Source organism: Hydrogenophaga sp. T66, assembly GCF_057219855.1.
The window spans coordinates 1,591,362-1,617,342 of sequence record NZ_JBXVVX010000001.1; the positions used below are offsets into that span (position 1 = coordinate 1,591,362).

20 protein-coding genes are annotated in these 25,981 nt (G+C 69.3%); 5 read left to right on the forward strand and 15 right to left on the reverse strand.

Going from position 1 to position 25,981, the window contains the following annotated elements; translation table 11 throughout:
- Nucleotides 1-25: 25 nt before the first annotated feature.
- From AC2D80_RS07345 to AC2D80_RS07355, 3 genes are all read right to left on the reverse strand, one after another.
- Nucleotides 26-1,288 carry a pseudouridine synthase gene (locus AC2D80_RS07345; protein ID WP_484632318.1) on the reverse strand — a complete coding sequence of 421 codons (1,263 nt, stop codon included), beginning with the start codon at nt 1,286-1,288 and terminating at the stop codon, nt 26-28.
- Entirely contained in the window at nt 1,285-1,992 is a 708-nt protein-coding gene (gene scpB / locus AC2D80_RS07350) for an SMC-Scp complex subunit ScpB (protein WP_484632319.1), read from the reverse strand. The genes AC2D80_RS07345 and scpB overlap by 4 nt, the downstream gene beginning before the upstream one ends.
- A 114-nt stretch (nt 1,993-2,106) precedes the next feature.
- Complete coding sequence (locus AC2D80_RS07355) at nt 2,107-3,135, reverse strand: RluA family pseudouridine synthase (RefSeq protein WP_484632320.1); 1,029 nt, start codon at nt 3,133-3,135, stop codon at nt 2,107-2,109.
- A 52-nt stretch (nt 3,136-3,187) separates the two neighbouring features.
- Between AC2D80_RS07355 and AC2D80_RS07360 the strand changes: the two genes are divergently transcribed.
- Nucleotides 3,188-3,955: an outer membrane protein assembly factor BamD gene (locus AC2D80_RS07360; RefSeq protein WP_484632321.1), complete on the forward strand. Its 768-nt coding sequence runs from the start codon at nt 3,188-3,190 to the stop codon at nt 3,953-3,955.
- On the opposite strand, the gene AC2D80_RS07365 is transcribed toward AC2D80_RS07360, so the two are convergent.
- On the reverse strand, nt 3,906-5,999 hold the full coding sequence (locus tag AC2D80_RS07365; protein WP_484632322.1) for an ATP-dependent DNA helicase: 2,094 nt from the start codon (nt 5,997-5,999) through the stop codon (nt 3,906-3,908). The genes AC2D80_RS07360 and AC2D80_RS07365 overlap by 50 nt on opposite strands.
- 189 nt (nt 6,000-6,188) lie before the next feature.
- Between AC2D80_RS07365 and AC2D80_RS07370 the strand changes: the two genes are divergently transcribed.
- Nucleotides 6,189-6,944 carry a PP2C family protein-serine/threonine phosphatase gene (locus AC2D80_RS07370; RefSeq protein ID WP_484632323.1) on the forward strand — a complete coding sequence of 252 codons (756 nt, stop codon included), beginning with the start codon at nt 6,189-6,191 and terminating at the stop codon, nt 6,942-6,944.
- Nucleotides 6,945-6,951: 7 nt separating this feature from the next.
- On the opposite strand, the gene zapE is transcribed toward AC2D80_RS07370, so the two are convergent.
- From zapE to AC2D80_RS07405, 7 genes are all read right to left on the reverse strand, one after another.
- Nucleotides 6,952-8,049: a cell division protein ZapE gene (gene zapE, locus AC2D80_RS07375; protein WP_484632324.1), complete on the reverse strand. Its 1,098-nt coding sequence runs from the start codon at nt 8,047-8,049 to the stop codon at nt 6,952-6,954.
- 7 nt (nt 8,050-8,056) lie between these two features.
- Nucleotides 8,057-9,484, reverse strand: coding sequence for a dihydrolipoyl dehydrogenase (gene lpdA, locus AC2D80_RS07380; RefSeq protein WP_484632325.1), 1,428 nt, complete (start codon nt 9,482-9,484; stop codon nt 8,057-8,059).
- 134 nt (nt 9,485-9,618) lie between these two features.
- A complete protein-coding gene (odhB, locus tag AC2D80_RS07385) occupies nt 9,619-10,878 on the reverse strand; it encodes a 2-oxoglutarate dehydrogenase complex dihydrolipoyllysine-residue succinyltransferase (RefSeq protein ID WP_484632326.1) in 1,260 nt (419 codons plus the stop codon).
- A 110-nt stretch (nt 10,879-10,988) separates the two neighbouring features.
- Nucleotides 10,989-13,880, reverse strand: coding sequence for a 2-oxoglutarate dehydrogenase E1 component (locus tag AC2D80_RS07390; protein ID WP_484632327.1), 2,892 nt, complete (start codon nt 13,878-13,880; stop codon nt 10,989-10,991).
- 204 nt (nt 13,881-14,084) lie between these two features.
- Nucleotides 14,085-16,001, reverse strand: a complete 1,917-nt coding sequence (locus AC2D80_RS07395; RefSeq protein ID WP_484632328.1) for a propionate--CoA ligase — start codon at nt 15,999-16,001, stop codon at nt 14,085-14,087.
- A gap of 233 nt (nt 16,002-16,234) precedes the next feature.
- Complete coding sequence (locus tag AC2D80_RS07400) at nt 16,235-16,837, reverse strand: isochorismatase family protein (protein WP_484632329.1); 603 nt, start codon at nt 16,835-16,837, stop codon at nt 16,235-16,237.
- Nucleotides 16,838-16,896: 59 nt separating this feature from the next.
- Complete coding sequence (locus AC2D80_RS07405) at nt 16,897-17,625, reverse strand: TetR/AcrR family transcriptional regulator (RefSeq protein ID WP_484632330.1); 729 nt, start codon at nt 17,623-17,625, stop codon at nt 16,897-16,899.
- 145 nt (nt 17,626-17,770) lie between these two features.
- Between AC2D80_RS07405 and AC2D80_RS07410 the strand changes: the two genes are divergently transcribed.
- The gene (locus AC2D80_RS07410; RefSeq protein WP_484632331.1) at nt 17,771-19,417 is read left to right on the forward strand and encodes a 4-hydroxyphenylacetate 3-hydroxylase family protein; all 1,647 of its coding nucleotides are present in this window, start codon (nt 17,771-17,773) and stop codon (nt 19,415-19,417) included.
- Between the two features lie 79 nt (nt 19,418-19,496).
- A complete protein-coding gene (locus AC2D80_RS07415; protein WP_484632332.1) occupies nt 19,497-20,105 on the forward strand; it encodes a C40 family peptidase in 609 nt (202 codons plus the stop codon).
- 6 nt (nt 20,106-20,111) lie between these two features.
- Here the strand turns inward: AC2D80_RS07415 and AC2D80_RS07420 are convergent, their stop codons facing one another.
- The gene (locus AC2D80_RS07420; RefSeq protein WP_484632333.1) at nt 20,112-20,732 is read right to left on the reverse strand and encodes a GNAT family N-acetyltransferase; all 621 of its coding nucleotides are present in this window, start codon (nt 20,730-20,732) and stop codon (nt 20,112-20,114) included.
- Nucleotides 20,733-20,948: 216 nt separating this feature from the next.
- Between AC2D80_RS07420 and AC2D80_RS07425 the strand changes: the two genes are divergently transcribed.
- On the forward strand, nt 20,949-21,416 hold the full coding sequence (locus AC2D80_RS07425) for a hypothetical protein (RefSeq protein WP_484632334.1): 468 nt from the start codon (nt 20,949-20,951) through the stop codon (nt 21,414-21,416).
- Here AC2D80_RS07425 and AC2D80_RS07430 read toward each other — a convergent pair.
- From AC2D80_RS07430 to aceF, 3 genes are all read right to left on the reverse strand, one after another.
- Nucleotides 21,386-22,327, reverse strand: coding sequence for a LysR family transcriptional regulator (locus tag AC2D80_RS07430; RefSeq protein WP_484632335.1), 942 nt, complete (start codon nt 22,325-22,327; stop codon nt 21,386-21,388). The two genes, AC2D80_RS07425 and AC2D80_RS07430, sit on opposite strands and share 31 nt — an antisense overlap.
- A gap of 133 nt (nt 22,328-22,460) precedes the next feature.
- Nucleotides 22,461-24,290, reverse strand: a complete 1,830-nt coding sequence (gene lpdA, locus AC2D80_RS07435) for a dihydrolipoyl dehydrogenase (RefSeq protein WP_484632336.1) — start codon at nt 24,288-24,290, stop codon at nt 22,461-22,463.
- A gap of 10 nt (nt 24,291-24,300) precedes the next feature.
- Nucleotides 24,301-25,968, reverse strand: coding sequence for a dihydrolipoyllysine-residue acetyltransferase (gene aceF / locus AC2D80_RS07440; RefSeq protein WP_484632337.1), 1,668 nt, complete (start codon nt 25,966-25,968; stop codon nt 24,301-24,303).
- Nucleotides 25,969-25,981 lie beyond the last annotated feature (13 nt).

Sequence of the window (25,981 nt, forward strand, 5' to 3'; positions counted from 1 at the left end):
ATGGCGCCGGGGGTCTGACGCCGGGTCAGCGCGCCGGTCCGCCCCGGCGGCCTTTGCCACGCGCGGCGTCCTGCGCGCGGCGGCGCTGCAGCGCGTCCTGACCGATGTAGCCCATGGAGGTCTTCATCGGGTCGGGCTGACCAGCGCGGCCGGACGATCCCTTGCCGGATGATCCTTTGCCGGCTGGCGCAGCCCGGCGACCGGGCGGCGCGCTGGCCGGCGGAGCGCCGCGCGGCGCGGGCGGCGTGGCCGGACCACGGCCGACCTTGTTGCGGCGCGGTTTCGCGGGACGCGCGTCGTCGCGGGCGGCGCCGCCGCGACCGCCCGGCCCCGGCCGGCCCGTCCGCTCGGGCGCCGGGGTGGGCATGCCGGCGGCGGCGGTCAGGCGCGCGATGTCGCGCTCGTCGAGTTCAACCCACGCGCCGCGGCGCAGGCCCCGCGGCAGCAGCATGGCGCCGTAGCGGATGCGGATCAGACGACTGACCGCATGGCCGATGGCCTCGAACAGGCGGCGCACCTCGCGGTTGCGGCCTTCGGCGATGGTCACGCGGTACCAGCAATTGGCGCCCTCGCCACCGCCGTCATCGATAGACAGGAACTGCGCCGGCCCGTCATCCAGGGTGATGCCGTCGAGCAGGCGCTGCTTTTCTTCGTTCGACAACGCGCCCAGCACCCGGACGGCGTACTCGCGCTGCAAGCCGAAGCGCGGGTGCATCAGGCGGTTGGCCAGTTCACCGGAGTTGGTGAACAGCAGCAGGCCTTCGGTGTTCAGGTCCAGCCGGCCCACGGACTGCCACTTGCCTTGCGGCAGACGCGGCAGGCGACGGAACACGGTGGGCCGGTTCTGCGGGTCGTCGTGGGTGACGACCTCGCCGACCGGCTTGTGGTACGCCAACACGCGCGGCGGCGGCGGCGTCATGCGCACGCGCACCGGCTTGCCGTTGACCTTGATGACATCGCCAAACTGAATCCGCTGGCCGATGTGGGCCGGTTCGCCGTTGACCGAGATGCGCCCCTCAAGGATCAGCTGCTCCATCTCGAGGCGCGAACCCATGCCGGCCTGGGCCAACACCTTGTGAAGCTTCGGGGACTCGGCCTGGGGCGCGAGCACGCGCTTGTGGGCCGCGGCCGGGGCATCGGGCGCCGGTTCGGCGTCGTAGGCGCCGCTGACCACATCGTCGAAACGCAGGGCGTCGTCGGCGGGGTGGGTGGTCGGCGACACCGGGGCGGCGGCAGGACCGGGCGCGACGGCCTCGGGCGGGTCAGCGGGCGTCGGGGTGGTGGTCATGCGGAAGGGTTCTCGGTGGGGGCGGCGGGATCCGCCGTTTCAGGGGCGGCGGTGTCAGCGCTTGCCGCGTCCACGGCCGCCGCGGCCTCGGTCGGGGGATCCTCGGCAGGGCTGTCGGCGGCGGTGGAGCCGGCCTCCAGACGCTGGGCGAGCGCGCCGAAGTCGAGCGTGCCCAGCGCGGATTCCTGCACCTCGCTGGCTTCCAGCGGGGGCAGTTCGTTGAGCGAGGCGATCCCGAGGTCGTCGAGGAACTGGCGGGTGGTGGCAAAGAGCGCCGGACGGCCGACCGTTTCGCGGTGGCCGATGACCTCGATCCAGCCGCGGTCTTCCAGCTGCTTGAGGATCAGGGAATTGATGGTGACGCCGCGGATGTCTTCCATGTCCCCGCGGGTGACTGGCTGGCGGTAGGCAATGATGGCCAGCGTCTCCAGGGTGGCGCGGGAGTACTTGGGCGGCTTCTCGGGGTGCAGGCGGTCGAGGTAGGGGCGCAGCTCCGGGCGGCTCTGGAAACGCCAGCCGCTGGCCACCTGCACAAGCTCCACGCCACGGCCGGTCCAGCGCTGCTGGAGGTCCAGCAGGAGGGTCTTGATCGTGTCGGCCGCGACCTCGCCGTCGAACAGCGTGCCGAGTTCGCGCACCGTCAGCGGCTGGGGCGCGCAAATCAGGGCGGTCTCGAGGATACGCTGGGCATCCGTGGTGTTCATGTGTCGGTCGGGCCGGCGTGGCGTGGCGTTGGGGAGGGCCGGCGGCGGGGGCCGGCAGGACGGGCGCGCGGTCGGGGGCGCGTCGGTCGCGTCAGGGCGGGCGGGAACCAGCGCTCAGTCGATGAGCCCGTGCCCCGGCGGTGGCTCATTGTATCGGAGCCCCCCGGCGGACAGGGCATCGCGCAGATCGGCCGGCGGGGCGCGCCAGAAGGCCAGCGGACGCCCGTCGACCGGGTGGGCCAGGCGCAGGGATGCGGCGTGCAGGCCCTGGCGCGTGAGGCCCCACAGCGCCCTCCCCCCGTACAACGCATCGCCGAGCAGCGCATGACCGCGCTGGGCGAGGTGCACGCGGATCTGGTGGGTCCGCCCGGTATGCAGCTTGCAGGCCAGCAGCGTGGCTTCGGCCCCCGCCGCCAGCACCTGCACCGTGGTCTGCGCGGGTTTGCCGCTCCCGACCACCGCCATGCGCAGGCGGTTGGCCGGGTCGCGGCCCACGGGGCGGTCGATGGTCAGCCGCTCCTCGCCATGCCAGCGGCCTCCGGCCAGGGCGAGGTACTGGCGGTCCACGGTGCGCGCGGCGATGGCCGCCACCAGCGCGTCCATCGCCGGCCGCGTCTTGGCCACGAGCATCAGGCCCGAGGTGTCCTTGTCCAGCCGGTGCACGATGCCCGCCCGGGGCAGCGCGACCGCCCCGGCGTGGTGGGCCAGCAGGCCGTTGAGCAGCGTGCCCGACCAGTGGCCGGCCGCGGGATGAACCACCAGCCCCACCGGCTTGTCGATGACCAGCAGGTGGGCATCCTCATGGACCACGTCCAAAGCCATGGGCTCCGGTACGAACGCCTGGGCCTGCGGCGTGGGGCGCAACTCGATCTGCAGCGGATCGCCGGCGGCCACGCGGGCGGCGGCCTTGGTGCACACCTGCCCGCGCCAGCGCAGCGCGCCATCGGCGATAAGCTGCTGCAGGTAGGAGCGGGACAGGGCCGGCACCAGCCCCGCCAGCACCCGGTCCACGCGCTGGCCGTGGCCGTCGGCCGGGACGGTGAGTGCCCGCAGCTCGGCCTCGGCGATCCAGTCGTCCGGGGCATCCTCCCCGGCGGACGGCCCCTCGCGGCCACCCCCGTCGATATACTCCGTGGCTTCCATCTGCAGTCTGTGTCGAGGTGTCGTTGTGAGAGTGAGCCTGAGATTATCGGCCGTGGCCCTGGCCAGCGCCCTGCTGGCGGCGTGCAGCACGACCACCGTGGACGAGACCGCGAAATGGAGCCCCAACAAGCTCTACCGCGAAGCGACCGATGAGCGCAACGCCGGCAACTATGAAAAGGCGGTGTCTCACCTGGAGAAGCTCGAAGGCCGCGCCGCGGGCACGCCGCTGGCCCAGCAGGCCCAGATCGACAAGGCGTTCACCCAATACAAGGCGGGTGACCGCGCGCAGGCCCTGGCCACGCTGGAACGCTTCCAGCGCCTGCACCCGGCCAGCCCCGCGATGGACTACGCCCTGTACCTGAAGGGCCTGGTCAATTTCAACGAAAACCTGGGCCTGTTTGGCGCGCTGGCGCGGCAGGATCTGTCCGAGCGCGACCAGAAGGCCGCCAAGGAATCGTTCGAAGCCTTCCGCGAACTGGTGACCCGCTTCCCGGACTCCAAGTACAGCCCGGATGCGCGGGCCCGCATGACCTACATCGTCAACTCCCTGGCGGCGTACGAAGTGCACGTGGCGCGCTACTACCTGAGCCGCGGCGCCCACGTGGCGGCGATCAACCGCGCCCAGGCAGCGGTGAGCGAGTACGCCGACGCGCCGGCGCTGGAAGAGGCGCTGTTCATCATGGTGAAGGCCTACGACGCGCTGGGCATGACGCAACTGCGCGACGACACGCGGCGGGTGTTGCAAGCGAGCTACCCGAAGAGCGAATTCCTCAGCCAGGGTTTCCGGACGAAAGCAGATCCTTGGTGGAAGATCTGGTGAGTCCGACGAGCGCGTCAAGGGCGCGCGCCATCGCCTGCTCATCGGTGAGGGCCGCCATCGGCGGCAGGGCTTCCAGCACCGCCGCCCCATAAGGCCGGCGCCACAGGCGCGGATCGCCGATCACCACCACGCCGCGATCGCTCTCGCCGCGAATCAAGCGCCCCACCCCCTGCGCCAGGGTGAGCGCCGCCTGCGGCACCGACACTGCGACAAACCCATCCAGCCCGGCCGCCTCGGCCCGCGCCAGGCGCGCCCGGTGCACGGGATCGTCGGGCGGGGCGAACGGCAGCTTGTCGATCACCACCAGCTGAAGCATGTCCCCCGGCAGGTCCACGCCCTGCCAAAACGCCCCGGCTCCCACCATCACCATCCCCTGCCCGCCCGCACGCTGCCAGCGCTGCAAGGCGGCGGTGCGCTCGGCGGCTGACGGCGCCAGCACCGTCAGGCCCCCGGACACGCGCACGGCCAACGCCTCGGCGATCCGCCGCGCCGCCCGCCGGGTGGTGGTCAAGACGAGGGTACGCCCGCCGAGGCGCTCGGCCCACACCGCCACGCGGGCGGCCAGGGCCTCGCTGTGGCCATCGTCACCCGGCTCCGGGAGGTCGCTGGGAATGTGCAAGGCGGCCTGCCGCGCGTGGTAGAACCCCCCGGGCACGCGCACCACGCGGGCCGCCGCGGGCAGCGCGAGCGCGCGGGCGAAGCCAGCAAGCCGCGGATCGGTGTCGAGTGTGGCGGAGGTAAACACCCAGGCCTGTCCGGTGGCCGCGGCCTCGGTCCACGGCTGGAAGGCCTCACCGCAATCCGCCGGCGTCATCACCGCGCGCCACCGGCCCGGCGCGGGACGTTCCCACCAGCGAACCCAGCCGTCGGCCGCGGGCGCGCCCGCCAGCGAGCGCCAGTCCGACCGCAGCGACGCGGCCCGTTCACTCAGTCGGCGCAGGTCGGGGGTCAGATCGGCCACCGCCAGCAGCGCCGTGTGCAGCGCGCCCAAGGCGCGGTCGAGCTGCACGGCGGCCGATCGCCACACCGGGCCGTCGGCGCCAGCCGGCGCTCCGTCGTCCCAGGGCCGGCGCTCCTCGGCGACCCCGCCGCCAGTGGCCTGGGCGAGAGACCGGCCGGCCAAGGTGAGGTCGGCACCCAAACGGGCCCAGGCGCCGAGGCCCGCGGCGTGTGCGGCGCCCACCCGCTGCACGTCGGCCACCAGACGAGCGAGGCCGGCGCTGCCCAGTTGCCGGCCGAGGAAGCCGATCGCCGTGTCGTTGAACGCATGGGCTTCGTCCACGACCACCACGTCGGCGCTGGGCAGCAGCGCCGCCTGGCCCGACTCGCGCACGCCCTGGTCGGCCATCAGCACGTGGTGGTTCACCACCACCCAGTCCGCCGCGAGCGCTTCCCGCCGGGCGGCGAACACGTGGCAGGTGGCCGCCTCGGGGCACTCGGTGCCCAGGCATTGCTCGCGGGTCGCGGTGATGCGCTCCCGCCACGCGCCGTGGGACAGCGGCCCCAGTTCGGCCAGATCGCCCCGGCGCGTGACCGCCGACCACGCCAGCACCCGCGGGAGTGCCCGCGCCAGCGCCAGATCGGGCACGGCGCCGACGGCACCCGCTGCGGCCTGCTGGAGCCGGTGGCGGCACAGATAGGCGCTGCGCCCCTTCAACAGCGCGACGCGCACCGGCCGCTGCAGCGCCCCAGCGACCGCGGGGATGTCACGGTGGAACAGCTGATCCTGCAGCGCCTGTGTCGCCGTGGAGAGGATCGCCCGTCGGCCACTGAGCAACAGCGGCACCAGATAGGCCAGCGTCTTGCCCACCCCCGTGCCGGCCTGCGCGGCCAGCACGCCCCCCGAGGCGATGGTCTCGGCCGCCGCGCGGGCCAAGGCCCGCTGGCCCGGCCGATCGCGCCACCCGGTCCAGGCGCGGGCCAGCGGACCATCCGGCGCCAACGCAGCGTCGACGGCACGGACGGTGGCTTCCGAGGGCGGATCGCCCGGCGCTGACGACGCCGCCGGGTCGTCGAACGGGGGAACAACAGGGTGGGCGGTCATGACGGAGGCATCAATGGGGCCGATCAGCGTCCGTTCGTGGGTACATTCGTGGGTACATTCACCAGGGCGAGGACGGACCACCTCGTGCGTGGGCGAGCGTCGGGTTCACCGCTACCATCGCGAACGCGACAGTCCTCCCGTCTGGCATCGACCGATCTGCCCTTTTCCGTCACGCCCTCACTGCTCACCATGTCCACAGGCTACCGCATCCAGGCATCCACCGGCATCCACAAGGGCGACCGGGAGTACCAGCAGGACCAGGTGACGCTGATGAGTCATCCCCGCATCCGCAGCTGCCTGCTCGCGGTGGTGGCCGACGGCATGGGCGGGCGCAGCGGCGGGCGCAAAGCGTCGGATCAGGTGATGCTCACCGCGCAGCAGCTGTTCCACCGCTTCGACCCCGAGACCGATGACGCCCGCGACCTGCTCAAGCGCATCGTCGAGGAATCCCACATCGTCATCAAACTCACCGCCGTGGCGGCCGAGCAGGAACCGCACAGCACGATCGCCGCCTTCGTGGTGATGCCCGGCGGCGAATCGCACTGGATCCACGCCGGCGACTCCCGCGTCTACCACTTCCGCCAGGGCAAGATGGCCCACCGCACGCTCGATCATTCTTACGTGCAAAGCCTGATCAACCAGGGCGAGCTCACCGAGCAGCAGGCGCTCGATCACCCGCACGCCAACATCCTGATGGGCTGCCTGGGCACCGAAAACGACCCGCCGGTGGACCTGTACCACGTCAAAAAGCTGTTGCCGGGCGACGCCGTCATGGCCTGCAGCGATGGCCTGTGGCACTACTTTTCGCCCGACGAACTCGCCAGCACCCTGACCATGCTCACGCCGCGCGAAGCCTGCGAGTTCCTGATTCAGAAGGCGCGCACCCGCGCCAAGGGCGGTGGCGACAACCTGTCGCTGGTGGTGGTCAAGCTCGAACCGATCTGAGCGGGGCTCAGGTCAGGCCGGTGTCCACCAGCCGGTGCTCGAGCGACAGGAATTCCTGCGACTGCATCTCGGTGAGCCGCGACACCGTGCGGGGAAACTCGTGGGCCATCGGCCCTTCGGTGTAGAGCTGCTCTGGCGGCACCGCCGCTGACATCACCAGCTTGCAGCGCCGGTCGTAGAGGACGTCGATCAGCCAGGTGAACCGCCGCGCTTCCGACGCCTGGCGCACCGACATCTGCGGCACGTTGGACAAAAACACCGTGTGGAACTGGCTGGCGATCTCGAGGTAGTCGTTCTGCGAACGCGGCCCGCCGCAGAGGGTACGGAAGTCGAACCAGATCACGCCCCCGGCGCGACGCACCGCACGGATCTGGCGTGACTCGATCGTCATCACCGGATCGCCATCGGCCGCCTCGGCCAGCTCGCTGAAGGTCCGCTCCATCGCGGCTTCCGCCTGGGGACCGAGCGGGGTGTGGTACAGGTCGATGTGGTTGAGCGTGCGGCGCCGGTAGTCGGTGCCGTTGTCCACATTGATCACCTCCAGCCGCGACTTGAGCAGCTCAATCGCCGGCAGGATGCGGTCGCGGTGCAGCCCGTCGGGATACAGCTGGTCGGGGTGGAAATTGGAGGTGGTGACGAAGCCCACGCCATTGCGGAACAACGCATCCAGCAGCCGGTGCAGGATCATCGCATCCGTCACATCGGCCACGTGGAACTCGTCGAAACAGATGAGCTTGTAGCGCTGGGCCATGCGCTCACCCAGCACATCCAGCGGGTTCTGCGTGCCTTGCAGGTCGCGCAGTTCGCGATGCACCTCGCGCATGAACTCGTGGAAATGCAGCCGGGTCTTGCGCTTGAGCGGCACGGCGTGGAAGAAGCAATCCATGAGGAAGCTCTTGCCACGGCCGACGCCGCCAAACATGTACACCCCGCGCGGGATGTCCGGGCGGTTGATGAGCTTCTTCAGCGCATTGGAGCGCTTCTGCTTGTAGGCCGCCCACTCGCGCGCGCACCGCTCCAGCGCGTCCACGGCACGCAGCTGGGCGGGGTCGGGCGAGTAGCCGCGCTCGCGCAGCGCGGCTTCGTAGGCTTGGCGGACGCTCAAGGCAGGGTCAGAAGTTCAGGGTGCGCTTGTCCACCGCGAGCGCGGCTTCCTTGGTCGCTTCGGACAACGACGGATGCGCGTGGCAGATCCGCGCGATGTCCTCCGCGCTGGCCTTGAACTCCATGGCCACCACGGCCTCGGCAATCAGCTCGCTGGCCATCGGGCCCACGATGTGAACGCCCAGGATTTCGTCGGTCGCCGCGTCGGCCAGGAACTTGACCATGCCGGTCGTGTCGCCCAGGGCGCGCGCACGGCCGTTGGCCAGGAAGGGGAACGTGCCGGCCTTGTAGGCCGCACCGCGGGCCTTGAGCTGCTGTTCGGTCTCGCCGACCCATGCGATCTCGGGGCTGGTGTAGATCACCCACGGAATCGTGTTGAAGTTGACGTGTCCGTGCTGGCCGGCGATGCGCTCGGCCACGGCCACGCCCTCCTCTTCGGCCTTGTGCGCCAGCATGGGGCCGCGCACCACGTCGCCCACCGCCCACACGCCCGGCAGGTTGGTCTTGCAGTCGCCGTCCACCACAATGGCGCCGCGCTCATCAAGCTGCAGGCCCACGCCCTCGGCATTCAGGCCGACCGTGTTCGGCACGCGGCCGATGGAGACGATGAGCTTGTCGGCGTCCAGCGTCTGGGCCTCGCCCTTGGCGTTGGTGTACGCCACGCTGACCCCCTTCTTGCCGGCCTTGATCTCACCGACCTTCACGCCCAGCTCGATCTTCAGGCCCTGCTTGTCGAAGGCCTTCTTGGCTTCCTTGGCGATTTGCTCGTCGACCGCGCCCAGGAAAGTCGGCAAACCTTCCAGAATGGTCACCTCGGCACCGAGGCGGCGCCACACGGACCCCATCTCCAGGCCGATCACGCCCGAACCGATCAACGCCAGCTTTTTCGGCACCGCGCCGAGGCGCAGCGCACCGTCGTTGGAGAGGATGTGCTCCTCGTCGAAGGGCGCGCCGGGCAACGCACGGGCGTTGGAACCGGTCGCCACGATCACCTGCTTGCCGGTCAGCGTGTCGTCCTTGGCACCTTTGACGGCGATCTCGTAGCCGCCCTCCACGGCGCGCACGAACGAGCCACGACCGTGGAAGAACGTGACCTTGTTCTTCTTGAACAGGTAGAGGATGCCGTCGTTGTTCTGCTTCACGACCGCGTCCTTGCGCGCCACCATCTTGGCGACGTCGATCTTCACGTCCTTGACGCTGATGCCGTGGTCCGCGAAGTGGTGATTGGCGTGCTCGAAATGCTCGCTCGATTGCAGCAGGGCTTTGGACGGAATGCAGCCCACGTTGGTGCAGGTGCCGCCCGGCGCGGGGCCGCCGGCCGCGTTCTTCCACTCGTCGATGCAGGCGACCTTGAAGCCCAGTTGGGCCGCGCGGATGGCGGCGATGTACCCGCCCGGCCCGCCGCCGATGACGATGACGTCGAATTGCTGGCTCATGAAAATGCTTTCAGTTGTCCGCGCTCGCTGCGCGGGGTGACTTGTCGAGAAACGCCGCAGATCCGGCTCGGCCGGTCTGCTTGCGTTGCCCCCTGAAGGGGGTGACGCGCCACCCGGCGCGGCGCGGGGGTGGGTCAAATGTCAAACAGCAGGCGGGCCGGATCTTCCAGCGCTTCCTTCATGGCCACCAGCCCCAGCACGGCCTCTCGGCCGTCGATGATGCGGTGGTCGTAGGACATGGCGAGGTAGTTGATCGGGCGGATCACGATCTGCCCGTTCTCCACCACCGCGCGGTCCTTGGTGGCGTGCACGCCCAGGATGGACGACTGAGGCGGGTTGATGATCGGGGTGGACAGCATCGAGCCGAACACGCCGCCGTTGCTGATGGAGAAGGTGCCCCCGGTCATCTCTTCCAGACCGAGCTTGCCGTCCTTGGCCTTCTGACCAAACTCGGCGATCTTCTTCTCGATGTCGGCAAAGCTCATCTGGTCGGCGTTGCGCAGGATCGGCACCACCAGGCCACGCGGCGAACCCACCGCGATGCCGATGTCGAAGTAGCCGTGGTAGACGATGTCGTTGCCGTCCACCGAGGCGTTGAGGATCGGGTACTTCTTGAGGGCGTGCACCGCGGCCTTCACGAAGAAGCTCATGAAGCCGATCTTGACGCCGTGCTCCTTCTCGAACTTCTCCTGGAAGCGCTTGCGCATTTCCATGACGGGCGCCATGTTGACCTCGTTGAACGTGGTCAGGATGGCGTTGGTCGCCTGGGACTGCAGCAGGCGCTCGGCGACGCGGGCGCGCAAGCGGGTCATCGGCACCCGCTCCTCCGGACGGTCACCCAGGTCCGGGGTAGCCACCGGGATCTGCGGCAGCACCTTCGTCGGCGCGCCGGTGGGGATGGCGACGGGTGCGGCGACCGGCGCTTTGGGCGCCGCCACGGCGGCCAGCACATCACCCTTGGTGACGCGGCCGTCCTTGCCGGTGCCGGCCACACTGCCGGCGGCCAGGCCGTTGTCGGCCATCAGTTTGGCGGCGGCGGGCATGGCCACGCCGGCCTTGCTGGTGCCGCCGACCGCCGCCGCGGCGGGGGCCGCCGCCGGGGCAGCCGGGGCAGTCACTGCAGCGGCCACGGGTGCGGAGGCGCCCGCCACCGCGGCGGTGTCGATGCGGGCAATCGCCTGCTCGGCCACGACGGTCGAGCCGTCGCCCTGCAGGATCTCGACCAGCACGCCGCCGGCCGGCGCCGGGCACTCGAGCACGACCTTGTCGGTCTCGATGTCGATCAGGATCTCGTCGGCGGCAACCGCCTCACCGACTTTTTTCTTCCACTGCAGCAGGGTGGCTTCGGCCACGGATTCGGACAGCTGCGGAACTTTGACTTCAACGATAGCCATGTGAATGTTTTCCTCTGAGGTGTCGGGGCGCAGGCGCCGGTGCGATGCGGCCGCGCGGGTGACCGGGATCCGGTCCCGGGTCGCGCGCCACCGCCGTCACCGGCCGCGGGTCATTTCGTCAGGATGAAGCCCTTGAGCTTGGCAAACGCGGCTTCGATGAGCTGCTTCTGCTGCTCCTGGTGCAGGTGCGCATAGCCCACCGCCGGCGAGGCGGAGGCCGCGCGACCGGCGTAACCGAGCTTCTGGCCGTCGAGCATGTTTTCGTGGATGTAGTGCTGCACGAAGAACCAGGCACCCTGGTTCTGCGGCTCGTCCTGGCACCACACGATGTCCACCGCGTTCGGGAACCGCTTGATCTCGGCCGCGAAGGCCTTGTGCGGGAACGGGTAGAGCTGCTCAACGCGGATGATGGCCACGTCGTCCTGGCCTTTTTCCTCGCGCTTCTTCACGAGGTCGTAATACACCTTGCCCGAGCAGGCAATGATGCGCTTGACCTTCTCGGCCTTCTTCACGACGTCGGCGTTCTGCTCCGGGATCACGGTCTGGAAACCGCCCTTGGTGAACTCGGACAGCGGCGAGGTCGCGTCCTTGTTGCGCAGCAGGCTCTTGGGCGTGAACAGCACCAGGGGCTTGCGCAGCGGACGGACCATCTGGCGACGCAGGACGTGGAAGATCTGGCTGGCCGTGGTCGGCTGCACGATCTGCATGTTGGCGTCGGCGGCGAGCTGCATGAAGCGTTCCAGGCGGGCCGAGCTGTGCTCGGGACCCTGACCTTCGTAGCCGTGCGGCAGCATCAGGGTGATGCCGTTGACCCGGCCCCACTTCACCTCGCCGGAGGCGATGAACTGGTCGATCACCACCTGAGCGCCGTTGGCGAAATCGCCGAACTGCGCTTCCCAGATCACCAGCGTGTTGGGGTCGTTTGACGCGTAGCCGTACTCGAAGCCCAGCACCGCCTCCTCCGACAGGATGGAGTCGATCACCACGAACGGGGCCTGGTTGTCGGCCACGTTCTGCAGCGGCAGGTAAGTCCCTTCGTCGAACTTTTCGCGGTTCTGGTCGTGGATGACGGCGTGGCGGTGCGTGAAGGTGCCACGGCCACAGTCCTCGCCCGACAGGCGCACCGGGAAGCCGCTGGCGACCAGCGAGGCAAACGCCATGTGCTCACCCATGCCCCAGTCCACCGGGATCTCGCCGCGGCCCATCGCCGCGCGGTCGGCATACACCTTCTTGACCAGCTGGTGCGGGGTGATGCTGTCCGGGATGGTGGTGATGCGCTCGGACAGGCGCTTCCACTCGGTGAGCGGGATGGCGGTGTCGGCGCTGTCGGTCCACTTCTTGCCCAGGAAGGGGCTCCAGTCGACGGCGTACTTGCTCTTGAAGTTGGTCAGCACCGGATCGACCGTGTGACGGCCTTCATCCAGCGCGGCCCGGTAGGCCTTGACCATGTCGTCGCCCAGCGTGGCACCCAGGCCCTGCGCGGCGAGCTTGTCGGCGTAGAGCTTGCGGGTGCCGGGGTGGGCCGCGATCTTTTTGTACATCAGCGGCTGGGTGAGCGACGGCGTGTCCTGCTCGTTGTGGCCCAGCTTGCGGAAGCACACGATGTCAACAACCACGTCCTTCTGGAAAGCCAGTCGGAACTCCAGTGCGAGCTGGGTGGCAAACACCACGGCTTCGGGGTCGTCGCCGTTGACGTGCAGCACCGGCGACTCGATCATCTTCACGACGTCGGAGCAGTACAGCGTGGAGCGGCTGTCGCGCGGGTCGGAGGTGGTGAAGCCGATCTGGTTGTTGATGACGAGGTGCACCGTCCCGCCGGTGGAATAACCCCGGGTCTCGGCCAGCGCCAGCGTTTCCATCACCACACCCTGGCCGGCGAACGCAGCGTCGCCGTGCACCAGCACCGGCAGCACCTGCTTGCCTTCGCGGTCGCCACGGCGGTCCATGCGGGCGCGCACCGAGCCCTCGACCACCGGGTTGACGATTTCCAGGTGGGAGGGGTTGAAAGCCAGCGACAGGTGGACCGGGCCGCCGGGGGTGGACACGTCGGAGCTGAAGCCCTGGTGGTACTTCACGTCACCGGCCGGCAGGTCCTCGGGCGCGGTGTGCTCGAACTCGGCGAACAGGTCCTTGGGCATCTTGCCCAGCGTATTCACCAACACGTTCAGGCGGCCGCGGTGGGCCATGCCGATCACGATTTCCTGGATACCGGCCTGGCCGGCCTGCTGGATCAGTTCGTCCATGGCGGCGATGAAGCTCTCGCCACCTTCCAGCGAGAAGCGCTTCTGGCCCACGTACTTGGTGTGCAGGAAGCGCTCCAGACCCTCGGCCGCGGTCAGGCGGTCGAGGATGTGTTTCTTCTTGTCGGCGTTGTAGTTCGGCTTCGCGCGGGTGGACTCCAGCCGCTCCTGCCACCAGCGCTTCTGGTTCTGGTCGGTGATGTAGTTGTATTCGGCACCGATCGAGCCGCAGTAGGTTTCCCGCAGCGCGTTGAGCAGGTCGCGCAGCGACATGGTCTCGCGGCCGAAGAAGGTGTTGCTCGTGTTGAACACCGTTTCGTGATCGGCGTCGGTGAAGCCGTAGAACGACGGCTCCAGCTCGGGGATCACGGGGCGCTCGGTGCGCTTGAGGGGGTCGAGGTCGGCCCAGCGGGCGCCGACGTTGCGGTAAGCGGCGATGAGCTGCTGCACGGCAACGCGCTTGCGGCCCAGGTCGGAGTCGGCGCCGGCGGCGATGACGACCTTGGTGCCGCCCTGCTTGGCGCGTTCGGCGAAGGCATTGACCACCGGCAGGTGCGGCACGTCGCGGGCATCCGACCCGTCAACCGCGGGCACGTGCTGCAGCGCGTCGAAGTAGCCGCGCCAGTTGTCGGGCACGCTGGTGGGGTTGGCGAGGTAGTTCTCGTACATCTCTTCCACGTACGGCGCGTTGCCGCCGAAGAGATACGAGTTGTTCTGGTAGGCAACGTAGACGTTGCCCCCCTTGGCTGGGGTATCGCTCATGAATCCGCTGACCTCCGCCCCCCTGCAGGGAGCATTAGCTGGTTGAAAAAACCTTCCGCGACACGGCTGAACCGGTTGGCGGACGCGACAGTGACTGGGAAGGACTGTTGGCGGGGCGCATTGTGCCAGCTTGCGGCGCCGCGCGCGACCCTCGTATCGACCGAAGGGCGGCGGACTGAAGCCCAGCCGCCGCCCCGCGGACGATCATGCAGACAGCAGATCGCGGATTTGCTGCAGTGCGGAGGGGTCGTCCATGGTCGTGAGATCGCCCGGATCGCGGCCTTCGCACACGGCCTGGATCGCCCGGCGCAGCAGCTTGCCGCTGCGCGTCTTGGGCAACAGACCGACGAAACGCACCCGCGCCGGCCGGGCCACCGCGCCCAACTGGGCGTCCACCAGCTTCATGATCTCGCCCTCCAGGCGCAGCTGCGCCTGCGGATCGCCCAGCGCCGAGGCGTCTTTGGCGACGACGAAGGCCATGGCGACCTGGCCTTTGAGGTTGTCCGCGACCCCCACCACCGCCACTTCCGCCACGTTCGGGTGGCTGGCGATGCTTTCCTCGATCTCGCGCGTGCCCAGGCGGTGGCCGGCGACGTTGATCACGTCGTCGGTGCGGCCAAGGATGTAGTAGTAGCCGTCGGCGTCGCGGATGCCCCAGTCAAAGGTGGAATACACCATCTTGCCCGGCACGCTCTTCCAGTAGGTGTTGACGAAGCGGGCGTCGTCTTTCCAGACGGTCTGCATGAAGCCCGGCGGCGTGGGCCCCTCGATCACGACCACGCCCTTTTCGTCCGCACCGGTGAGTTCCTCGCCGGTGGATTCGTGCAGCAGCTTCACGTTGTAGCCATACATCGGCACGCCGGGGCTGCCGAACTTGCTGGCTTTCTTCTCCACGCCGTTGGCGATCGTGAGAATCGGCCAGCCCGACTCGGTCTGCCAGTAGTTGTCGATGATCGGCACGCCCAGGCCATCGGCGATCCAGCGCGCGGTGGGCTCGTCCAGCGGCTCACCGGCGAGAAACAGCGCCTTGAGGCTGGAGAGGTCGTACTTCTTGAGGAACGCCGGGTCCTGCTTTTTCAGCACCCGCACCGCCGTCGGCGCACTGAACATCACGGTGACTTTGTACTTCTCGACCAGGCTCCACCAGATGCCGCCGTCGGGACGGATCGGCAGGCCCTCGTACATGATGGTGGCCATGCCCGCGATCAGCGGGCCGTAGACGATGTAGCTGTGGCCCACCACCCAGCCGATGTCGCTGGTGGAGAAGTAGGTCTCGCCCGGCTCGCCCATGAAGATGTGTTTCATGCTCGCCGCCAGCGCCACCGCGTAACCGCCCACGTCGCGCTGCACCCCCTTCGGCTTGCCGGTGGTGCCACTGGTGTAGATGGTGTAGCTGATGTCGGTGGACGCCAGCCAGGTGCACGGCACGACCGCATCCATGTGCTGGGCGCGCAGAGCGGCGTAGTCGTGGTCGCGGCCGGCGGTCATGGCCATCGGCGCCAGGCCTCGGTTGACCAGCACCACCGACGCCGGCTTGTGGCTGGACAGCCGGATCGCCTCGTCCAGCAGGGGCTTGTACTCCACCACCTTGCCGCCGCGCGAACCAGCGTCGGCGCTAACGATGGCCACCGGCGAGGCGTCTTCGATGCGGGTGGCCAGCGAGTGGCTGGCAAAGCCGCCGAACACCACCGAGTGGATCGCGCCGATGCGGGCGCAGGCGAGCATGGCAAATGCCGCCTCCGGGATCATCGGCATGTAGATCAGCACCCGGTCGCCGCGGCCCACGCCCTGCGCCAGCAACACCGCGGCCATGCGCTGCACCTCGGCATGCAGTTCGCGAAAGCTGTACACGCGCTCGGCGTCGGTCTCGGTCGATACGAAGATGAGCGCGGGCTGGTCAGCGCGGTCGGCGAGGTGGCGGTCCACCGCGTTGTGGCACAGGTTGGTTTCGCCCCCCTCGAACCAGCGGAAGAACGGCGGGTTGTCGGCGTTGCAGACGCGGTCGAAGGGCTTGTGCCAGTCGATCAGGCGGGCCTGATCGGCCCAGAAGGCGTCCCGGTCGTCGAGCGAGCGGCGGTGGAAATCAGCGAAGTTCGCGGCGGGCTGTCCGGACGGGGCCATGGTGTCTCCTGCGGGTGGTTGTGGGGGAACGGCACGCACCCGGCCCGGGCGCGCCTCAAACTGAATTCATAATTATTGGAACCTCGCTTGCAGCCCGCTGACGAATACCCCCACGAGGTTCTGGAAACGCCCGCGCGCCCGGCCGCAAACCAGCCCCTTCGCGGCCGCACCGACACCACACCCCCACGGCCATCGCCCCCGCGACCCGCGCGTGGGGCGATCGACCGCCGAGGTCACTTGATCAGGGCCTGCACGGCCTTGAAGGACGGGTGGTCGGCGGTGCGCAACCACTCGAACGCCACCATCTCGGTCGTGACCAGTTCGGCGCCGGCGCCCGCGAGGCGGTCGAACGCCGCGTCGCGGTTGCGCTCGGTGCGCGAGCCGCAGGCGTCGGTCACCACCCAGACGTCGAACTCCTGCTCAATCAGCTCCAGCGCGGTCTGCAGCAGGCAGACATGGGCCTCGCAACCGGCGACCACGATCGTGGTGCGTTCCGGCGCAGCGCTGGCCGGTTTCTGGAGGTGTTTGGGCAGGCTGCGGGCGTTGCCGCCGGCCGGGCGGGCCGGCGGTCGCAGCCAGTCGGCCAGGCCGTCGGCCACGGCGCTGAAGTGCATCTTAGACAGCGTGCGCTGGCAGAGCGCGCGCAACTCAGGCGGGTTGGGGCCGAGTTTGTCGGGGTTTTGCTCCGTGCCCCAGACCGGCACCCGCAACGCCCGCGCCATTTCCGCCAGGCGCTGGGCGTTGGCCAGCACGGCGGGGCCGTCGGCGATGGCGGGCATGAGGCGGGCCTGGTAATCCACCAGCACCAGTTGGGAGTCGTCGGCGTCGAGCAGCATGGTCGGGCGATCGTGAAAACGCCCGATTCTCGCAGCCCGCGGCGCGCTCCGCGCCCCGCTCAGCCGCCGAACAGGTCTCGCTGGGGCCGCGCCAGGGCGGCGGTGGCCGGGTCGAAGCGCTCGACCAGCCGATCCACGTACTGCTGGAACAGCGCCTCGGCCGACTGTCCGAACAAGCGGATGCGGCCGGTGTGTTGCAGCAGCAGCAAGCCCATGCCGTGAGCGAACAGCGCGGCGTTTTCGCGCACCGCGGCGTCGGCGGGCAGGCCGAGCGCCTCCAGGGCCTCCTCGCAGGGCCGCAGCGCGGCCAGCAGCCGCTCATTGAGTGCGCGGTCCAGCGCCGGGCTCAAACCGCGGGGCGCCAGACCTTTGACGAGGTAGAAGCCCAGGTCCAGGTCGCGCGGGTTTTGGGCGTAAAAGCCAAACCACGCCAGCGCCCGGGCAGCCAGCGCGCGGGCCGGCTGGGCCCGGGCCACCCGCACGCCCTGCACCGCGGCGTTCAGGCGGTCGAGCGATTCGGCCAGCAAGGCCGCGTAGATCGCCTCCTTGCTGTCGAAGTAGCTGTACAGCGCGCCCGCGGTGTACCCCGCCTCGCGCGCAATCTCCCGCACGCTGGCACCGTCCAGCCCGCGCTCGGCGAACACGCGCCGGGCCGCGTCCAGCACGCGGGCGCGGCGTGTGTCCGACAGCTCCAGCTGCCGCTGCTGGCGCAAGGCGAGCTGCCGTTGCGCCGCCAGGCGCTCGGCCTCGCTGGGCAGCGGAATCAGGTCTTGCAGGGCAACGGTCATGCGATCAATGGATCAACGAACGATCAGTAATTTTGACATCGATCAGTGATTTGACATGTCGTTGATTTTTTGAACAATGTTCAATTTCTATGCGGGCCGCTGAAAAATCAACACTTGGCCTAGTTAATCGATCAACGAAATTCTCATGAACAACGCCCAAACCATTGAACGTCCTGGCCGGCTGATGACCGGCGCCGAGTACCGGGAATCGCTGCGCGCCTGTCGCCCCGTGGTGTTTGTGGACGGCCGGCGGGTGGACAGCGTGGTGGACGAGCCGGCGCTGCGGCCCGGGGTGAATGCGGTGGCGTTCACCTACGACGCGGCGCACGACCCGTCGCTGGCGCCGCTGATGACCGCGGTGCAGGCGAGCTCCGGGCGCACCGTGAACCGGATGGTCCACCTCGGCGCCTCCGCCGGCGACCTGCTGAACAAGCTGGAAGCCGTGCGCCGGCTGTGTCAGGAGACCGGCTGCGCGCAGCGCTACCTCACCCACGACGCGCTGCAGGCGATCGCCCAGCTGGCCGCCCGGCTCGACGACGCCGGCGGCTCACGAGAACACCGCGAGCGATTCCTGGCCTACCTGCACCGCGTGCAGGACGAGGACCTGACGCTGGGCGTGGCCATGACCGACGCCAAGGGCGACCGCAGCCGGCGACCGCACCAGCAGGCCAACCCCGACAGCTACGTCCATATCGTGGAGCGCAACGCGCGCGGCATCGTGATCAGCGGCGCCAAGGCCATCGTCACCGGCGCGCCCTACATGCACGAACTGCTGGTCATGCCCTGCCGCAACATGGGCGCCGAGGACGCGGACTTTGCCGTCTGCTGCGCGGTGCCGATCGACGCGCCGGGCCTGACCATCGTGGCGCGCCCCGCCGGGCGCCCGGGCGACAAGCTCGAACACGGCGACGCCCTCTTCTCCCGCCGCTACGGCCAGAGCACCGGCGTGTGTCTGTTCGACCGCGTGTTCGTGCCCTGGGACCGGGTGTTCCTGGCGGGCGAGTGGGAGCACTCCGGGCACCTGACCTACAGCTACGCCACCCACCACCGCCAGACCTGCATCGCCGCGCGCGCGGGCTTTGGTGATCTGCTCATCGGCGCCGGCGCCCTCATGTGCGAAGCCAACGGCTTCGACCCCGGCGCGGAGAGCCACCTGCGCGAACAGATGGTCGAGCTGATCACAATCACCGAGGGCTTTTACGCGTGTGGCGTGGCCGCCAGCGTGTATGGCCGCCGCGATCCCCATGCCGACGTGTTCATGCCCGACCCGGTGTTCGCCAACATCGGCAAGCTGTTGCTGGCGACCAAGATCTACGACATGCACCGCCTGGCACACACCGTCAGCGGCGGTCTCATCGTCACCCTGCCCGGCCCGGACGAGGACCACAACCCCGAGACCGCCGCGCGGCTGGCGGACGTGCTGCGGGCCAGCCCGGAGGTGCCCTACGAACAGCGCATCCAGGTCGCGCGCTTCATCGAAGACCTGACGGCCGGCTACCAGGGCGGTTGGTACAGCGTGATCAGCCTGCACGGCGGCGGCTCGCCGGCGGCCATGAAACAGGAGATCTGGCGCCACTACCCGGTGGGCGACAAGGTGGCGCTGGTCGAGCGCCTGCTCGACCGCGGACTGGTGGACGATCCGGCCACCCGTGCCGGTCAGGCCGCCGACCGGCCCATCACGCGCCAGCGCCAACCCGGCCGCTGCTGCGACCGCGGCTGCACCGCGCCCGGCCAGCCGGTCATGGTGGACCTGCCGGCCAGCAGCCCTGCGAAGCCGGCGGGCGATTCCTGAACGAAATCAAGCGCTTGCAGCGCCTTGCTCGCCCTTTTCGGCTTGACGCAGCCCCGCGCCACCGATACCCTGCGCACCCATGTCCATCCGCCGGTCACCCCAGACACCCTGGCGCGCTGCCTTCGTGGCCGCGGCATTGGCGCTGTCGGCGGGGCTGACCACGGCCGCGCCCGCCGAACCGGGCTACGACAGCATGGACGCGCTGCTCGCCGAAAAAGGCCTCATGACCCGGCTCGGCGACCAGGCCCGCGCCGCGCGCGACAGCCTGAGCGAGCAGGCCTCCGGCCTGGTCATCAATGCCATGGCCTTCCTGGGTGTGCCCTACAAATACGGCGGCAACAGCCTTGAGACCGGCTTCGACTGCAGCGGCTTCGTGCGGGCCGTGTTCGAGCAGTCGCTCGGCAAGGTCTTGCCGCGCCGCTCGGAGGAGCAGGCCGCCGCCACGCAGAAGATCGACCGCAGCGAACTCAAGCCCGGTGACCTGGTGTTCTTCAACACCATGCGCCGCGCCTTCAGCCACGTGGGCATCTATGTGGGCGATGGCAAGTTCATCCACTCGCCGCGAGCGGGGGGCGAAGTGCGGGTCGAAGACATGCGCATCGCCTACTGGAACACCCGATTCAACGGCGCCCGTCGTGTGCTCGCGCCCAGCGAGCCCGCCGCGACCGAGCCCCGCCCGGCACCCTGACAGCCCTCAGGACGGCCAGCGCTTCTCCATGCGCAGCAGCGCCAAGTCGGCCACGCGCGGCACACCGCCCCGCGGCGACGCCGGAAACGGCACCAGTTCGCCAGTCGACCGGTACCCGCGGCGTTCATAGAAGGCGATCAGCTCCTGCCGGCGCGAGATCACCGTGAGCGACAGGCGGTCGCACCCCCAGACCTCGCGGACCAGGCGCTCGGCGGCCTCCATCAGGCGCTTGCCGATGCCCAGACCCTGCCACCCCGGCCGCACCACGAACATCCCCAGCTGTGCCTCGCCTGCGTGGCCCCGCTGCAGTAACACCGAGCCCACCACGCCCCATTCGTCCTCCGCGAGCAGAAAACACACTCCCTCGCGCGCGATCAACCCACCCACCTCCTCGGCGTCCGTTCGCTGACCGTCGAGCAGATCGGCCTCGGTGGTCCAACCCAGCCGGGCCAAGGCCCCGCGGTACGCCGAGTTCACCAGGGCCGCCACGGCGGGCGCCTCCGCGGGCACCGCACGCCGGTAGTGGAGGTCCACCCTCGCCGCCGCGGCGGTGGGCGAGGCGGCCACCGTCGGCGGGACGCCGCCGGAAGCATCAAGAGACCCATGATCTGGGCGCGAGGTGGACATGGCGACACTCCTCCGACCGACGCCACCCGAGGGCCCGACGGGCACCGTCTGCGGGCGGTCACGACCGGCGCATCGTCCTGCGCCGCCCCCGCCCATACCCCTCCCCCGGCCGGTTACCGACCGCTTATCCCGACCGCGATGACGACCGGCTTCGGCCGACACGGCCACGCCGCCGCGACGGTTCAGCGGCGCTAAAGCGGGCTTGCCAAGTTCGAAATGGACGCCGGCGGCAGCGGTTCCTACAGTGGCCACACCAACCACCCGAACTCGCTTGCCCTGGCCATCAACCTCGACGCACCCCGCTCCACCCGCCACGCCACCACCGACCCAGCGGTGGTCAGCCATTCCGCGTTTCAACGCTGGCTGCGTCGCTGGTCGGGCGCCACCCCCGCCACGCCGGCACACCCGCGGCGGGGCGAGGAGCGCCTGGCGGCCGCGCGTGCACTCATCCAGGATGCGCTGGCCGTCGCCAGCCCGCGCATGGGCTCGCGGGACCTGCGGGTCTACCTGCGGCTGCTCAGCGAACCCTCGCTGTCGAGCCTGCAGCGGCTCCGGTTCGACTGCTTCGACCTGATGTGCCGCCACCTCAGCGAAGCCGAGGCCGTTCGGCGCCTGAGGCACCTCGATGCCTGCTGGCAAGCCGCCCACAGCGTTCAATCCACCGAGGCACCGGGGTGCAGGTAATCGCGCAACTGCAGGCGCAGCCACCGGTGCGGTCGGCTGTGGTGGGTCCGCTGGTGCCACAGCAGGTTGACCGGCACCTCCGGCCACGGCAAACCCTCGGGCAAGGGCAGGCACCGAATCCGCGATGAAGCCCGCTGCAGCAACGCCGCCTGCTCCTCGCTGGTGGTGACCAGCCGGTCGGTTCGGGCGACCATTTCGGCGCACAGCTGCCATGAGCTGACCACGCTGGTCCGCCGCGGCGATCGACCGAGTGCCTGCAGCGCCTGATCGATCGGGCTGCGCTGCGCGCCCGGGCGGCGCAGGAACGTGATCAGCAGGTGCTCTTCGGCCACGTACTCGTCCAGACTGAGCGACGCCCCGATGCGCGGGTGATCCACCGACAGGCAGCACCGCGACACCTGGAAGCGCTTGACCGTCTCCATGTGCAGGTCGGTCGCGTCGGCGGGCGCTTCGTGGTGACTGCACACGATGTCGACCGCGCCGCTGCGCAGGTCGGCGACGTCCTGGGGCCCGTTGGTCGGCGAGTGGATGTCCAGCTTGAGGCGCGGCGCCAGCTCGTGCACACGGCGGTAGAACGTCGCCAGCCCCGTGACGCCGAAACCGTCGTAGCACGACAACGACACCTGCTCCTCGCAAACCGCCGGGTCAAAACCGGTGCCGCCGCTGCTCACCCCACGCCACAGATCCACGATCTGGCGAAAGGCGTGGAGCGAGGCTTCGCCGTAGGGCGTGAGCTGGTAGGTGTTCTGCTCGCGCACGACCAGGTCATCGCTGAGCAACTGGCGCAGCCGCGAGAGCGACTGGCTGGCCGCCGACGGCGTGATGTGCAGCCGCGCGGCCGCTTCGGTCAGGCTCTGCTGGTCCAGCAGCTCGCACAGCAGCGCGAGCTGCTTCATGTCGACGTTCTTCATGCACCCCCCCGGAACCCGTGAATGATACTTTCAGGCTACACATTCCAGTGAGGATCGGATGGGCATCACCGCCCGGGCCATGAAAAAAGCCCGGGCATTGCATGCACCGGGCTTCGGGCCGAGCGGGCGGTGCTCAGCGGCGCGCGGGCGGCACGTCGGTGCAGCTGCCGTGGGCCACCTCGGCGGCCATGCCGATGCTCTCGCCCAGCGTGGGGTGCGGGTGGATGGTCTTGCCGATGTCCACCGCATCGGCGCCCATCTCGATGGCCAGCGCCACCTCACCAATCATGTCGCCCGCGTGCGTGCCGACCATGCCGCCGCCCAGGATCTTGCCGTGGCCGTGGGCCTCGGGCGAGTCGTCGAAAAGCAGCTTGGTGAAGCCCTCGTCGCGTCCGTTGGCGATCGCGCGGCCGGAGGCGCTCCAGGGGAACAGCCCCTTCTTCACCTTGATGCCCTGCGCCTTGGCCTGGTCCTCGGTGAGGCCGACCCAGGCCACCTCGGGGTCGGTGTAAGCCACACTGGGGATCACACGCGCGTTGAACGCCGCAGCCGCCAGATCGGGCTTACCGAGCAATTCGCCGGCGATCACTTCGGCCGCCACGTGACCTTCGTGCACCGCCTTGTGCGCCAGCATCGGCTGGCCCACGACGTCGCCGATGGCGAAGATGTGGGGCACGTTGGTGCGCATCTGGATATCGACCTCGATGAAGCCGCGCTCGGTCACGGCCACGCCGGCGGCCGAAGCGCCGATCTTCTTGCCGTTCGGGCTGCGGCCCACCGCCTGCAGCACGAGGTCGTAGGTCTGCGGCGGCGGCGCGTTCTCGCCCTCGAAGGTCACCTCGATGCCCGCCGCCGTGGCCTTGGCCGCCACGGTCTTGGTCTTGAGCAGGATGTTGTCGAACCGGTGGGCGTTCATCTTCTGCCAGACCTTCACCAGATCCCGGTCGGCGCCCTGCATCAGGCCATCCATCATTTCCACCACGTCGAGGCGGGCACCCAGCGTGCTGTAGACCGTCCCCATCTCCAGGCCGATGATGCCGCCGCCCAGAATCAGCATGCGCTGGGGCACGCTGGCCAGACCGAGCGCGCCGGTGCTGTCCACCACGCGCGGGTCTTCGGGCATGAACGGCAGGCGCACGGCCTGCGAGCCGGCGGCAATGATCGCCTTCTTGAACGCCACCACCTGCTGGCCGCCGGTTTTCTCCTGGCCGCTGCCCTGGGTGAGTTCCACGCCCAGGTGGTTGGGGCCGACGAAGCTGCCGTAGCCCCGCACCACCGTGACCTTGCGCATCTTGGCCATCGCGGCCAGGCCGCCGGTGAGTTTGCCGATGACCTTTTCCTTGTGGCCGCGCAGCTTGTCGATGTTGAGCGCCGGACGCCCGTAGTCGATGCCGAGGTCGGCCATGTGGCTGACCTCGTCCATCACCGCAGCCACGTGCAGCAAGGCCTTGGACGGGATGCAGCCCACGTTGAGGCACACGCCACCCAGCGTGGGGTAGCGCTCGACCAGCACGACCTTCAGGCCGAGGTCGGCCGCGCGGAAGGCCGCTGAATAGCCGCCCGGACCGCCGCCGAGGACGAGGAGGTCGCAGTCGATGTCGGCCGCGCCCGCGTAAGCGGCCGCCGCCGGCGTGGCAGCGCGCACCGGCGGCGCCGCCACCGGCGCGGGTGCGGAGGCGGGGGTGGTCGCAGGCGCCGGCGCCGAGGCCGGCGCCCCGGCAGCCACGGCGGCCTCCAGCACCAGCACCACCGAGCCCTGGTTGACCGTGTCGCCCACCTTGACCTTGAGCTCTTTCACCACGCCAGCATGCGACGAGGGGATCTCCATGGAAGCTTTGTCGCTCTCCACCGTGATCAGGCTCTGCTCGGCCTTGACGGTGTCGCCGGGCTTGACGAGCAGCTCGATGACGGCCACGTCCTTGAAGTCACCGATGTCGGGAACCTGGATGTCGATCATGGGCATCGTGTTCCCCTTACAGCAGCACGCGACGGAAGTCGCTCAGCACCTGGCCCAGGTACGCGTTAAAGCGCGCGGCCGCAGCGCCGTCGATCACCCGGTGGTCCCACGTCAGCGACAGCGGCAGCATCAGGCGCGGCTGGAAGGCCTTGCCGTCCCACACCGGTTCCATCTGGCTCTTGCACACCCCCAGGATGGCCACCTCGGGCGCGTTGATGATGGGCGTGAAGTAGCGCCCGCCAATGCCGCCCAGGCTGGAGATGGTGAAGGTCGCGCCGCTCATCTCGGCCGGGGTGAGCTTGCCGTCGCGGGCCTTCTTGGCGAGTTCGCCCATTTCCTGGCTGATCTGCAGGATCCCCTTCTTGTCGGCGTCCTTGAGCACCGGCACCACCAGGCCATTGGGCGTGTCCGCCGCGAAGCCGATGTGCCAGTACTGCTTGAGCACCAGCGCATCGCCATCGAGCGAGCTGTTGAACTCAGGGAACTTCTTGAGCGCCGCCACGCAGGCCTTGATCAGGAAAGCCAGCATCGTGACCTTGACGCCGGACTTCTCGTTCTCTTTGTTGAGCTGTACGCGGAACGCTTCCAGCTCGGTGATGTCGGCGTCGTCGTGGTTGGTGACGGCCGGGATGACGATGGCGTTGCGCGTGAGGTTGGCGCCGCTGATCTTCTTGATGCGGCTGAGCTCCTTGCGTTCGATCGGACCGAACTTGGCGAAGTCCACCTTCGGCCACGGGAGCAGGTCCAGCCCCACACCGCCGCCAGCGCCCACAGCCGGCGCTTTGGCGGCCTGCGCCTGTGTCTGAACCGCGCCGGCCATGACGGCCTTGGTGAAGCCCTGCACGTCGTCCAGCGTGATGCGGCCTTTGGGCCCGCTGCCTTTCACTTCCGCCAGCGGCACGCCGAGTTCACGCGCGAACTTGCGCACCGAAGGCGAGGCGTGCGGCAGGCCGAGGGGGGCTGCGGTGGGGTTGTGTGCGGCCGGGGCCGGTGCGCTCGAGGTGGCAGCCACCGGGGCGGCAGCGGCCGCGGCTGGGGCGGTTGCTGCTGGGGCGGGTGCAGGTGCGGCGGTTGCAGGTGCGGCAGCCGGCGTTGCGGCGGCGCTGCCTTCCAGGACGGCCAGCAGGTCGCCGATGTTGACCTTGTCGCCGACCTTGACCTTGAGCTCGCGGATCACGCCCGCGGCCGACGAGGGAATCTCCATCGAGGCCTTGTCGCTCTCCACGGTGATGAGCGACTGCTCGATCTTGACCGTATCGCCCGGCTTGACGAACACCTCGATGACGGCGACGTCCTTGAAATCGCCGATGTCGGGCACGCGCACCTCGACCGGGCCGCTGGCGGCAGGCGCCACCGCCGGCGTGGGGGCCGGGGCCGGTGCGGCAACGGGCGCCGGGGTGGGTGCAGCGCTGGGTGCCGGAGCTGGCGCGACGGCCGCGGCGACGCCGTCGGCCTCCAGCACCACCACGACCGAACCCTGCTTGACCTTGTCGCCGAGCTGGACCTTGAGTTCCTTCACCACGCCGGCGTGGGACGAGGGAATCTCCATCGAGGCCTTGTCGCTTTCCACCGTGATCAGGCTCTGCTCGGCCTTGACCGAATCGCCGGGTTTCACCAGCAGCTCGATCACCGCCACCTCGTCGAAATCCCCGATGTCGGGGACCTTCACTTCAATGCTTGCCATGTCGAATGTCTCC